This window comes from Streptomyces sp. NPDC055287, assembly GCF_053646035.1.
Genome location: NZ_JBSHNE010000002.1, coordinates 460617 through 473130, shown reverse-complemented (window position 1 = coordinate 473130; position 12514 = coordinate 460617). Strand labels below are relative to the sequence as shown.

Genomic DNA, 12514 nt, shown 5'->3' with positions numbered 1-12514 from the left:
TGTCCCCCGTATTCCACGCCGGTAGAGTGGGCGGTTCCGGTCCGGGGCCGGACCGGGGCCTGTGACCCATGCCTCACTGTTGATCTGAGACCATTCCCCCCGGGGGCCGCCCGAAGTCGGGCGGTGCTTGTTTCGGAGAGTTCGGAAGAGTTGCGACCAGGGGACGGATGGGACCGCGCAGTGCGGGGCTACGAACGGCACGAGCCTGACGACCATCTCTCGCGGTTCGAAGCCGAGATGGAGCGGCTGAAAACCGAGCGGGAGAAGGCGGTTCAGCACGCCGAGGACCTCGGCTACCAGGTCGAGGTTTTGCGCGCCAAGCTCCACGAGGCGCGACGCAACCTCGCGTCCCGTCCTGCCTACGACGCGGCTGACATCGGCTACCAGGCCGAGCAGTTGCTCCGTAATGCCCAGATCCAGGCGGACCAGCTGCGCACGGACGCCGAGCGCGAACTGCGCGACGCCCGGGCGCAGACCCAGCGGATCCTCCAGGAGCACGCCGAGCACCAGGCAAGGCTCCAGGCCGAGTTGCACACGGAGGCGGTCACCCGTCGCCAGCGGCTCGACCAGGAGCTCTCCGAGCGCCGGCAGACCGTCGAGGCCCACGTCAACGAGAACGTGGCGTGGGCCGAGCAGCTCCGCGCCCGTACCGAGGCACAGGCCCGGCGGCTCCTGGAGGAGTCCCGCGCCGAGGCCGAGCAGGCGCTGGCCGCCGCCCGCGCCGAGGCCGAGCGTGTCGCCCGGGAGGCCCGTCAGCGCCTCGGCTCCGAGGCCGAGAACGCCCGCACCGAGGCCGAGGCGATCCTGCTGCGCGCCCGCAAGGACGCCGAGCGGCTGCTGAACGCCGCGTCGAACCAGGCGCAGGAAGCCACGACCCACGCCGAGCAGCTGCGTACGTCGACGACCGCCGAGTCCGACCAGGCGCGTCGGCAGGCCGCCGAGCTGAGCCGCACCGCCGAGCAGCGGATGCAGGAGGCCGAGACCGCGCTGCGCGAGGCCCGCGCCGAGGCCGACAAGGTCCTCACCGAGGCCAAGGACGCGGCGGCCAAGCAGCTGACGACGGCCGAGTCCGTCAACGAACAGCGCACCCGTACGGCGAAGTCCGAGATCGCCCGGCTGGTCGGCGAGGCCACGAAGGACGCCGAAGCGCTCAAGGCGGAGGCCGAGCAGGCCCGCGCCGATGCCCGCGCCGAGGCGGAGCGGCTGGTGGCCGAGGCCGCCGAGAAGGCCCGTACGGCCGTCGCCGAGGATTCGGCGGCCCAGCTCGCCAAGGCGGCCCGTACCGCGGAAGAGGTCCTCACCAAGGCGTCCGACGACGCCAAGGAGACCACCCGCAAGGCGTCCGAGGAGGCCGAGCGGATCCGCCGCGAGGCCGAGGCGGAGATCGAGCGGCTGCGCAGCGAGGCGGCGGCCCAGGCCGACCAGCTCAAGGGCGCGGCGAAGGACGACACCAAGGAGTACCGGGCCAAGACGGTCGAGCTGCAGGAGGAGGCGCGCAGGCTGCGCGGCGAGGCCGAGCAGCTGCGGGCCGAGGCGGTCGCCGAGGGCGAACGCATTCGCGGCGAGGCCCGGCGCGAGGCCGTCCAGCAGATCGAGGAGGCGGCCAGGACCGCCGAGGAGCTGCTGACCAAGGCGCGGGGCGACTCCGACGAGCTGCGTACGTCCGCCTCCGCCGAGAGCGAGCGCGTGCGCGGCGAGGCCATCGAGCGCGCCACGACGTTGCGCAAGCAGGCCGAGGAGGCCCTGGAGCGCAGCCGCACCGAGGCCGACCAGCTGCGCGCCGACGCCGAGGAGCAGGCGCAGAAGACCACCGCCGACGCCGAGGATGCCGCCCGCGCGCTGCGCGAGGAGGCCGAGCGCGGCATCGCCGCCCGCCAGGTTGAGGCCGCCGAGGAACTGACCCGGTTGCACGCCGAGGCCGAGCAGCGCGTCACCGCCGCCGAGCAGGCACTGGGCGAGGCCAGGGCCGAGGCCGAGCGGCTGCGCCGGGAGGCCGGCGAGGAGATCGAGCGGCTGCGGAGCGAGGCGGCCGAGCGGGTACGTACGCTCCAGGCGCAGGCCGAGACCGAGGCGGAGCGGCTGCGGACCGAGGCGGCTGCCGATGCGTCGCAGTCGCGCGCCGAGGGCGAGGCCGTCGCCGTACGGCTGCGCAGTGAGGCGTCGAACGAGGCCGAGCGGCTCAAGACGGAGGCTCAGGAGAGCGCCGACCGGATGCGGGCGGAGGCCGCGGCCGCCGCCGAGCGCGTCGGGGCCGAGGCCGCCGAAGCGCTCGCCGCCGCCCAGGAGGAGGCCGCGAGGCGCCGCCGGGAGGCCGAGGAGACGCTGGCCGCGGCCCGCGAGGAGGCCGAGCGCGAGCGTACGCAGGCCCGCGAGCAGAGCGAGGAACTCCTCGCGTCCGCCCGCAAGCGGGTCGAGGACGCGCAGACCGAGGCCCAGCGCCTGGTCCAGGAGGCGGACTACCGGGCGACCGAGCTGGTCGCGGCCGCCGAGCAGACCGCGCAGCAGGTACGGGACGCGGTGGCCGGGCTCCAGGAGCAGGCCGAGGAGGAGATCGCCGGACTGCGCTCGGCCGCCGAGCACGTGGCGGAGCGTACGAAGACCGAGGCGCAGGAGGAGGCGGACCGGCTCCGCGCCGACGCGTACGAGGAGCGGGAGAGGGCCACCGAGGACGCGAACCGGCTGCGCCGCCAGGCGCACGAGGAGACGGACGCGGCGAAGTCGCTCGCGGAACGCACGGTCGGGGAAGCGATCACGGAGGCGGAGCGGCTGCGTTCCGAATCCTCCGAGTACGCGCAGCGGATTCGTACGGAGGCTTCCGACGCGCTGGCCACGGCCGAGCAGGACGCGTCCCGTTCGCGTGCCGAGGCCCGCGAGGACGCCAACCGCATCCGGAACGAGGCGGCGGCGCAGGCCGACCGGCTGATCGGCGAGGCGACGGGCGAGGCCGAGCGCATGGCCGCCGAGGCCGTGCAGTCGCTGACGGCCGCCGGGCAGGACGCCGCGCGTATGCGGGCCGAGGCCGAGGAGATCAAGGCGGACGGCGAGGCCGGGGCCGAGCGGCTGCGGGCCGAGGCGCGCGAAGAGGGCGAGCGGGTTCTCGACGAGGCGCGCAAGGCGGCCGACAAGCGGCGCGGCGACGCGGCGTCCCAGGCCGACAAGCTCGTCGCCGAGGCGAGCGGCGAGGCGGACAAGCTCGTCGCCGACGCGACCGGCGAGGCCGAGCGGCTGCGCGCGGAGGGTGAGCGCGTCCTGGACGAGGCACGCGAGGCCGCCGACAAGCGGCGCGGCGACGCTGCGGCGCAGGCCGACCAGCTCATCGCCGAGGCGAGCGGCGAGGCCGAGCGGCTGCGTGCCGAGGCCGCCGAGATGGTGGGCTCGGCCCAGCAGGCGGCGGAGCGCATCAGGTCCGAGGCCGAGAAGGTCAAGGCGGACGCCGAGGAGGCGGCCGAGCGGATGCGCGGCGACGCGCGCGCCGAGGCGGACCGGCTGCTCGACGAGGCCCGTCAGGCTGCGTCCAAGCGCCGCTCGGACGCAGCCGAGCAGGCCGACCAGCTGATGGCGAAGGCCCAGGAGGAGGCGCTGCTCGCCGCGACGCGCGCGGAGGAGCAGGCCGACACGATGGTCGGCGCCGCCCGCAAGGAGGCCGAGCGGCTGGTCTCGGAGTCGACGGTCGAGGGCAACTCGCTGGTGGAGAAGGCCCGTACGGACGCCGACGAGCTGCTGGTCGGGGCCCGCAGGGACGCGACCGCCATAAGGGAGCGGGCGGAGGAGCTGCGGGCCCGTACCGAGGCGGAGATCGAGGAGCTGCACGAGCGGGCCCGCCGGGAGACGTCCGAGCAGATGCGGACGGCGGGCGAGCGCGTCGACAAGCTGGTGAAGGCCGCGACGGAGCAGCAGGCCGAGGCCGAGGCGAAGGCGAAGTCGATGATCTCCGAGGCGAGTTCGGAGGCGGGCAAGGTCCGCATCGCCGCGGTGAAGAAGGCCGAGGCACTGCTCAAGGAGGCCGAGCAGAAGAAGGCGGAGTTGGTACGGGACGCCGAGCGGGTGCACGCCGAAGCCGAGGCCGAGGCCGCGCGGATGGTCGAGGAGGGTCGGCGCGAGCTGGATGTGCTCGTACGCCGCCGGGAGGACATTCAGGCCGAAATCTCGCGTGTCCAGGATGTACTCGAGGCGTTGGAGTCCTTCGAGGCACCTGCCGGGGGCGGCAAGGCGGCATCGAACAGCGGCTCCGGAACAGGCGGGGTCAAAGCGGGTGCGGCGGCGGGCGCAACTCGTTCGAGTGGCAAGTCATCCGACGGTTAGCCACTCAAAAGGGGTGTCATTCTCCAGATCAAACGGGCATTGACTCGATGACACGCCGCTTCGGCCCCTAGGATTCCCCCTAACACCTCACCGGTCACATTCGACAGGAACCCAGGAACCCCATGAGCGACACTTCCTCCCCCTTCGGCTTCGAGCTCGTGCGGCGTGGTTACGACCGCGGTCAGGTGGACGACCGCATTACCAAACTCGTCGCCGACCGTGACAGCGCTCTGGCCCGAATCACTGCTCTGGAAAAGCGCATCGAGGAACTCCACCTCGAGACGCAGAACGCCCAGGCCCAGGTGAGCGACGCGGAGCCGTCGTACGCCGGACTCGGTGCGCGCGTCGAGAAGATCCTCCGCCTCGCCGAGGAGGAGGCGAAGGACCTGCGTGAGGAGGCCCGTCGCGCCGCCGAGCAGCACCGCGAGCTCGCCGAGTCCGCCGCGCAGCAGGTGCGCAACGACGCCGAGTCGTTCGCCGCCGAGCGCAAGACGAAGGCCGAGGACGAGGGCGTTCGCATCGTCGAGAAGGCCAAGGGTGACGCCTCTACGCTGCGCAGCGAGGCCCAGAAGGACGCGCAGCAGAAGCGTGAGGAGGCGGACGCCCTCTTCGAGGAGACCCGCGCCAAGGCCGCCCAGGCCGCCGCGGACTTCGAGACGAACCTGGCCAAGCGCCGCGAGCAGTCGGAGCGCGACCTGGCTTCGCGTCAGGCCAAGGCGGAGAAGCGTCTCGCCGAGATCGAGCACCGCGCCGAGCAGCTGCGTCTCGAGGCCGAGAAGCTGCGTACGGACGCGGAGCGCCGGGCCCGTCAGACGGTTGAGACCGCGCAGCGCCAGGCCGAGGACATCGTCGCCGATGCCAACGCCAAGGCCGACCGGATCCGCAGCGAATCGGAGCGCGAGCTGGCGGCGCTCACCAACCGCCGCGACTCGATCAACGCGCAGCTGACCAACGTCCGCGAGATGCTGGCCACGCTGACCGGTGCGGCCGTCGCCGCCGCCGGCGCCCCGGCCGACGACGAGCCGATCACCCGCGGCGTCCCGGCCCAGCAGACCCGCTAGTTCCCGGGCCCGCCCCGGCGAGAAGCGGAAGCAACCAGGCCGCAAAGCCCCCCGTCATTCCAGTGGCGGGGGGCTTTGCGCGCCCTTAGCGTGGCCGCATGATTGAGCTGACGGGGCTGACGAAGCGTTACGGCGAGAAGGTGGCCGTCGATCATCTGACCTTCACCGTACGCCCGGGCATCGTGACCGGCTTCCTGGGCCCGAACGGGGCGGGCAAGTCGACGACCATGCGGATGATGCTGGGCCTGGACAACCCGACGGCGGGCGACGTCCGCATCGACGGCAAGCACTACGCCGGCCTCAAGGATCCACTGAAGTACATCGGCGCGCTCCTCGACGCCAAGGCGATGCACGGCGGCCGCAGCGCGTACAACCATCTGCTGTGCCTGGCCCAGAGCAACGGCATCCCGCGCAGCCGGGTCTCCGAGGTCCTGGAGACGGTGGGCCTGACCTCGGTCGCCAGGAAGCGCGCCAAGGGCTTCTCGCTCGGCATGGGGCAGCGCCTCGGCATCGCGGGGGCACTGCTGGGCGATCCCGAGATCCTGATGTTCGACGAGCCGGTCAACGGCCTCGACCCCGAGGGCATCCACTGGATCCGCAATCTGATGAAGTCGCTGGCGTCCCAGGGGCGTACGGTCTTCGTCTCCTCCCACCTGATGAGTGAAATGGCCCTCACCGCAGACCACTTGGTCGTCATCGGCCAGGGCAGACTGCTCGCCGACACGTCGATGGCCGGCTTCATCAAGGAGAACTCGCGCAGTTACGTACGCCTGCGCTCCCCGCAGCAGGAGCGGCTGCGCGACATCATGCACGAGGCCGGCATCACGGCCGTCGGCGCGGCCAACGGGTCGCTGGAAGTGGACGGCGTGAGCTCGGAGCAGCTCGGCGAGCTCGCGGCCAGGCATCAGCTCGTACTCCATGAGCTGAGCCCACAGCAGGCCTCGCTGGAAGAAGCCTTCATGCAGCTGACCGCCGAATCCGTCGAGTACCACGCGCATTCCGGCGGCGGGGAGAGCGCGCCGCCCGGGGCCGGCTGGGGTGCCGGCGTACAGCAGCAGAAGAAGTCGGGGGCCTGAACCATGGCTGCTACACAGGTACTCAAGTCGGAATGGACCAAGATCAAATCGGTTCAGTCCACAGTATGGACACTCGGCCTTGCCGCAATCGTCACCATCAGCCTCGGTGTACTCATCAGTATTCTTTCGAAGAACGAATTCAAGAAGATGAGCGCGGAGGACAAACTCGCCTTCGATCCCACGTTCGTGAGTTTCGCGGGGACGAGTCTTGGGCAGCTCGCAATGATCGTTTTCGGTGTGCTCGTCGTCTCGAACGAATACAGCACCGGGATGATCCGCATGTCGCTCGCCGCGGTCCCGCAGCGCGGCACCTTCCTCTTCAGCAAGATCGCCGTCGCCGCCGCGCTCGCGCTGGCCGTCGGGATGATCACGAGCTTCGCCGCCTTCTTCCTCGGCCAGGCCATGCTCGGCGACCTGGGGGCGGACATCGGCGACCCGGGCGTGCTGCGCGCGGTGATCGGCGGCGGCCTCTACATGACCCTGATCGCGCTGTTCTCGATGGGCGTGGCCTCGATGCTGCGCAGTCAGGTGCTCGCGCTCGGCGTACTGATGCCGTTCTTCTTCCTGCTCGCGCCGATCCTGGGCAATGTCTCCGCGACCAAGAAGGTCGGCCAGTACCTCCCCGACCAGGCCGGCAGCAAGATCATGCAGGTGGTCCCGCCGGTCGACGACAGCGCGCCGTACGGTCCGTGGGGCGGTCTGCTGATCATGGCCCTGTGGGTCGCCGCGGCCCTGGTGGGCGGATATGTCCTGCTCAAGAAGCGGGACGCGTAGCCCGGGCGCCGGACACGGTGCCGGCGTCCCGGCTTAGGAGGAACCGTCAGCCGCTGGTTATCCTCCTAACCCTTACGGGGGCGCGTTCGGCCATGAGGCCACAGCCCCGACGACCCGACCTGTCGATGGGGCTGCACACAATGATCGAGGCAGTCGGCCTGACGAAGCGCTACGGCGCCAAGACAGCCGTGTACAACCTTTCCTTCCAGGTGCGCCCGGGCACGGTGACGGGCTTCCTCGGCCCCAACGGCTCCGGCAAGTCCACGACGATGCGCATGATCCTCGGGCTCGACGAACCCACGTCGGGCCATGTCACCATCGGCGGTCACCCCTTCCGCAAGCTCCCCAACGCGCCCCGGCAGGTCGGCGCACTGCTGGACGCCAAGGCCGTGCACGGCGGGCGCAGCGCCCGCAGTCACCTCCTGTCGCTCGCGCAGCTCTCCGGCATCCCCGCCCAGCGGGTCGACGAGGTGCTCGGGGTCGTCGGCCTCCAGGACGTCGCCCGGCGGCGCTCCAAGGGCTTCTCGCTCGGCATGGGGCAGCGCCTGGGCATCGCTGCGGCGCTCCTCGGCGACCCGCAGGTGCTGCTCTTCGACGAGCCGGTCAACGGCCTCGACCCCGAGGGCATCCACTGGGTCCGCAACCTCATGAAGACGCTGGCCGCCGAGGGCCGCACGGTGTTCGTCTCCAGCCACCTCATGAGCGAGATGGCGGTCACCGCCGACCACTTGATCGTGATCGGGCGCGGGCAGCTGCTCTCCGACATGAGCGTCAAGGACTTCATCTCCGCCAACTCCGCGGACTTCGCCCGGGTGCGTACGCCGCAGACCGAGCCGCAGCAGCGCGAGAAGCTGTCCTCGGTACTGACCGAGGCCGGCGGCCACGTCATGACCGAGCAGGACGGAGCCATGCGCGTGACCGGGCTGCCGCTGCCCCGGATCAGCGACCTCGCGCACGACGCCGACGTACGGCTGTGGGAACTCTCGCCGCACCAGGCCTCGCTGGAGGAGGCGTACATGCGGATGACGCAGGGCGCCGTGGACTACCGCTCGACGGACGACCAGCTGGCCGGCTTCCAGCAGCCGCCGCAGCAGCCCGGCGGGTACGTCCAGCCCGTGGGCCAGCAGCAGGGCTGGTACGCCCCGCCGCCGCCCCAGGCCGGCGGACAGCCCTTCGGCGGCGCCCCGATGCCGGGCGGCCCCGCGCCTGCCCCGGGTCACCCCGCGCCGGGCCACAACCCGTACGCGGCGCCTGTCGCCCCGGCGGCGCCCCCCGCGCCCGCTGTGCCCGCCACGCCCGCGCCCGCCCCCGACCTGACCAAGAGCGACAGCGACAGCCCCGAGGACGCCCGATGACGACCCCGTACCAGCAGCAGGCCCCTCAGCAGTACGCGCCGCAGGGCGTCGCGCCGTACGTCTCGCCGATCCCGGTGCGCCGGGCGACGCTCGGGGACGCTCTCGCCTCCGAGTGGACGAAGATCCGGTCGGTGCGCTCCACTGTGTGGACGCTCGGCGTGATGATCGTGCTCGTGGTCGGCATCGGACTGCTCGCGGCGCTGGCCGTCAGCTCGTCGGGCGCGGACCTCGGTGAGACGCCGTTGCTCAGCCTCGGCTTCTTCGGTGTGCTGCTCGGCAGCATCCCGGTGATAACGCTCGGCGTGATGACGGTGGCGTCCGAGTACGGCACGGGCATGATCCGCACCACCCTCACCGCCTGCCCCAGTCGCGGCCGCGTGCTGACCGCCAAGGCGATCGTGTTCTTCCTGCTGGCCTTCGGCATCACGCTGGTCGCGACGGCGATCGTCGGAGCGCTCCATTCCGCCCTGCTGGACGGCATCACGCCCACCGGCGAGGACTGGCTGCGCGCGACGGCCGGCGTGAGCCTCTACGTCGCGACGCTCGGCCTGCTGTCGCTGGCCGTCGGCTCGCTCATCCGCCACTCGGCCGGCGCGATCACCATCATGATCGGTGTGGTGCTGCTGCCGCTCGTGCTGGCGATGTTCATGTTCTCCGAGACGCTGGCCGACCTCCAGCAGGCGCTCTTCGAGTACTCGATCCCCAACCAGCTCGGCGTCTTCTACGACGCCTCCGTCACCGATTCCGGGCCGTCCGGATGGGAACCGCTGTGGATCCTGCTGGGCGTGACGGCCGTGGCGCTGGGCGGCGCCTTCCTGGCCCTGGAGAAGCGCGACGTGTGACCGCGCGGACCGACCCCGGCCGCTTGCCGCCCGGCGACGCCGGTCGGTAACGCCGCTCAGTAGCGCGGAGCATTACGGGACCGCTGCACCTTCGTGGTGCGGCGGTCTCGCGCGTTCCAGCAGGCCTTGTGCCAGTGTCTGCGGTCGTCGACGCCGCCGTACTCCGGCCAGGCCACCAGGTGCGGCACGCCGGACGGGATCTCCTGGTCGCAGCCCGGGCAGCGATAGCGCTTGCCGGCCGCGCTCGCCCCGGCGACATGGCGCACCGACCACTCCTCGCCCTGCCACGACTCCGTGCTCTGGAGCCCGAACCTGTCCGAGGCCGCGGTACTTGGGGACTCGGCAGGGTTCTCGCCGCCCTTGGGGCGGTTGCGACGCGGGGACACCTGAAACCTCACGGGTCGGAACGGCACTGGTTTCTCCCAGCCTAGGGCCATCCGGCGGGGGTACGCGTACCGCATCGCGCACGGGGCCCGCGTCCCACCGGGCGCGGCTTACCGGAAAATCGCAACAACTTCGCGCGCGGCCGTGCCTTTGGCACGTGTCAGACGTTGTTGCCAGTAAGGGGGAAGCCGCGTCGGCCGCAAGGAGGCAATAGGCGATGCGTGTCGGAACGTTTGTACTGGCGGCCCAGTTCCCGGGCCAGGGCCAGGGGGAAGCGCTGCACCGGGCAGTGCGGTCGGCCGAGGTCGCCGAGCAAGCCGGGCTGGACTCGGTCTGGCTCGCGGAGCACCACTTCGTACCGTACGGCGTGTGCCCCTCGGCGGTGACACTCGCCGCGCTGCTGCTCGGACGCACCCGGCGCATCCGCGTCGGTACGGCGGTCAGCGTCCTGCCGACCGTGCACCCGGTCGCCCTGGGCGAGCAGGCCGCGCTGCTGCACCTCACCTCCGGCGGGCGCTTCACACTCGGCGTGGGGCGCGGCGGTCCCTGGGTGGACCTGGAGGTGTTCGGACAAGGTCTTTCGGCGTACGAGCACGGCTTCCCCGAGTCGCTGGACCTGCTGCTGCGCTGGCTGAGCGAACCGCGCGTCGAAGCGCGGGGTGAGCGGTTCGACTTCCGCGAAGTCGCCGTGGTACCGAGGGCGGACGAGCTGCTGCGCGAGGTGCCCGACGAATCGGGCGGGCCCGAGGTCGTGGTCGCCTGCACCTCCCCCAAGAGCGTACGGATGGCCGCCGAGCGCGGGCTGCCGATGCTGCTCGGCATGCACTGCGGCGACGAGGACAAAGCGGAGATGGTCGCGCTGTGGCGCAGGCTCGCACTCGCCGCGGGACATGAGCCGGAAACGATCGCGCGGGCCGGCCATGTTTCGGCCGGAGTGGCGCAGATCGCGAGCAGTGTGGCCGAGGGCACGGAGACGCTGACGAAGGCGATGCCCGGCTGGCTCAAGCAGGGACTCGACGCCCATGTGACGGTCGACGGGCGGCACCGCGCGATGCGGGACCCCGTCGCCTACACCGAGATGCTGTGCGAACTGCACCCGGTGGGCCCGCCGCGGCTGGCCGCCGACCGGCTGGCGGCCACCGCGGAGCGGACCGGCATCACGCGCTTCGCGCTGCTCGTCGAGGGATCGGGCGACCTCGCGGCCACCGAGGAGAACGTACGGCTGCTGGGGTCCGACGTACTGCCCCTTCTGTCCTGACCGTGGTCATGGCGGCATCCGCGGCGGGACGCCGCCGCCGCTCCGCATCAGTGCATCCACGGCGATGCGGAGCGGCAGCATTGCCTCAGCAGTCCCGAAGTTCCGGCGACTGGTTGAGCAGCTGGCCCCTGATCGAGGTGAAACGGCCCAGCCGCTCGTCCGACGAGGAGTCCAGCGGGAACACCGCTACGCGGTGGCAGTTCTGGAATGCAAGACGTACGCCGAAGTGCCGCTGCAGCGCACCGCGAATCGCGTCACTAGCGAGTGCGCGCAACAGCTGACCACGTGCCTGCTCGTCCGGCGGAGGCGTCTGGTTGTCGGCGAACTCGCCACCGTCGACCTTCAGCTGTGCCACCAGAGAGCTGATCATCTCCCATGCGTAAGGCAGGGAGGTCCGGACGCAGTCGACGAAAGCGGCTTCGTCGACATCGCCTCGCTCGGCCTGTTCCAACAGTGCCGGTGAGACGTCGAGCGACATGGGTTCTCCTCTCGCGACCCCGGGGCCGGGGTCTTACGGGCAGGGAAGACGGACGACGACGCAGAGTGCACGTACGACGACCTCCTGCATCCAAGTTAAGCGTGCGGTCCGGACCGCACCAGGAGATTGGGAACACAACCAGCCAACAACGAAGGGGGTCTTACTGGGCGAATCGCGTAGAGGACGCGTAGTCGAGTAGCGTTGCGCCCCATGCGTCTCGTCATTGCCCGCTGCTCCGTGGACTACGCGGGCCGGCTCACTGCCCACTTGCCCTCCGCTCCCCGTCTGATCCTGGTGAAGGCGGACGGCAGCGTCTCGATCCACGCCGACGACCGGGCGTACAAACCGCTCAACTGGATGTCGCCGCCGTGCACCCTCAAGGAGGGCACCGGCGACGATGCCGGCACCTGGACGGTGATCAACAAGGCGGGCGAGAAATTGATCATCACGATGGAGGAAGTCCTCCACGACTCGTCCCACGAACTGGGCGTCGACCCCGGGCTGATCAAGGACGGCGTGGAAGCGCACCTCCAGGAGCTGCTCGCGGACCGCATCGACACCCTCGGCGAGGGCTACTCCCTGATCCGCCGCGAATACCCCACGGCCATCGGCCCGGTCGACATCCTCTGCCGTGACGCGGACGGGGCGACGGTCGCGGTGGAGCTCAAGCGGCGCGGCGACATCGACGGCGTGGAGCAGCTGACGCGCTACCTGGAACTGCTCAACCGGGACCCGCATCTCGCGCCGGTGAAGGGCATCTTCGCGGCCCAGGAGATCAAGCCGCAGGCGCGCGTACTGGCGACGGACCGCGGGATCGGCTGCGTGGTCCTGGACTACAACGCGATGCGTGGCATCGAGGACGACAAGCTCCGCCTGTTCTGACGTGTCCGGCCGGCCCGGCCCCTCCGGTGACGGAGGCAGGGCCCCCGGTGCGGCGCCCCGGTTACGGGAGGGCGCGGTAGGGGAAATCCCCTCCCGCCCCCT

10 protein-coding genes are annotated in these 12514 nt (G+C 71.2%); 8 read left to right on the top strand and 2 right to left on the bottom strand.

The features are described 5' to 3' along the window. Window positions 1–180: 180 nt before the first annotated feature. From scy to ACWIHY_RS05435, 6 genes are all read left to right on the top strand, one after another. Entirely contained in the window at window positions 181–4302 is a 4122-nt protein-coding gene (gene scy, locus ACWIHY_RS05460; RefSeq protein WP_454374270.1) for a polarized growth protein Scy, read from the top strand. 122 nt (window positions 4303–4424) lie between these two features. Beyond that, a complete protein-coding gene (locus ACWIHY_RS05455; RefSeq protein ID WP_454374269.1) occupies window positions 4425–5363 on the top strand; it encodes a cellulose-binding protein in 939 nt (312 codons plus the stop codon). A 98-nt stretch (window positions 5364–5461) separates the two neighbouring features. Beyond that, a complete protein-coding gene (locus tag ACWIHY_RS05450; protein WP_454374268.1) occupies window positions 5462–6439 on the top strand; it encodes an ABC transporter ATP-binding protein in 978 nt (325 codons plus the stop codon). A 3-nt stretch (window positions 6440–6442) separates the two neighbouring features. Beyond that, entirely contained in the window at window positions 6443–7213 is a 771-nt protein-coding gene (locus tag ACWIHY_RS05445; RefSeq protein ID WP_454374267.1) for an ABC transporter permease subunit, read from the top strand. 140 nt (window positions 7214–7353) lie between these two features. Next, complete coding sequence (locus ACWIHY_RS05440) at window positions 7354–8568, top strand: ABC transporter ATP-binding protein (protein ID WP_454374266.1); 1215 nt, start codon at window positions 7354–7356, stop codon at window positions 8566–8568. Then, window positions 8565–9410 carry an ABC transporter permease gene (locus ACWIHY_RS05435; protein ID WP_454374265.1) on the top strand — a complete coding sequence of 282 codons (846 nt, stop codon included), beginning with the start codon at window positions 8565–8567 and terminating at the stop codon, window positions 9408–9410. The genes ACWIHY_RS05440 and ACWIHY_RS05435 overlap by 4 nt, the downstream gene beginning before the upstream one ends. A 56-nt stretch (window positions 9411–9466) precedes the next feature. On the opposite strand, the gene ACWIHY_RS05430 is transcribed toward ACWIHY_RS05435, so the two are convergent. Next, the gene (locus tag ACWIHY_RS05430) at window positions 9467–9796 is read right to left on the bottom strand and encodes an ATP/GTP-binding protein (protein WP_454374424.1); all 330 of its coding nucleotides are present in this window, start codon (window positions 9794–9796) and stop codon (window positions 9467–9469) included. A gap of 215 nt (window positions 9797–10011) precedes the next feature. Here ACWIHY_RS05430 and ACWIHY_RS05425 point away from each other — a divergent pair, with 215 nt between their 5' ends. After that, window positions 10012–11052, top strand: a complete 1041-nt coding sequence (locus tag ACWIHY_RS05425) for an LLM class flavin-dependent oxidoreductase (protein WP_454374264.1) — start codon at window positions 10012–10014, stop codon at window positions 11050–11052. Between the two features lie 85 nt (window positions 11053–11137). Here ACWIHY_RS05425 and ACWIHY_RS05420 read toward each other — a convergent pair whose 3' ends face one another. Beyond that, window positions 11138–11530 (bottom strand): SCO5389 family protein, encoded by a 393-nt coding sequence (locus tag ACWIHY_RS05420; protein ID WP_355262395.1) that lies wholly within the window; start codon window positions 11528–11530, stop codon window positions 11138–11140. Between the two features lie 210 nt (window positions 11531–11740). Between ACWIHY_RS05420 and nucS the strand changes: the two genes are divergently transcribed. Next, a complete protein-coding gene (nucS, locus tag ACWIHY_RS05415; RefSeq protein WP_028813196.1) occupies window positions 11741–12412 on the top strand; it encodes an endonuclease NucS in 672 nt (223 codons plus the stop codon). Window positions 12413–12514: the final 102 nt, after the last annotated feature.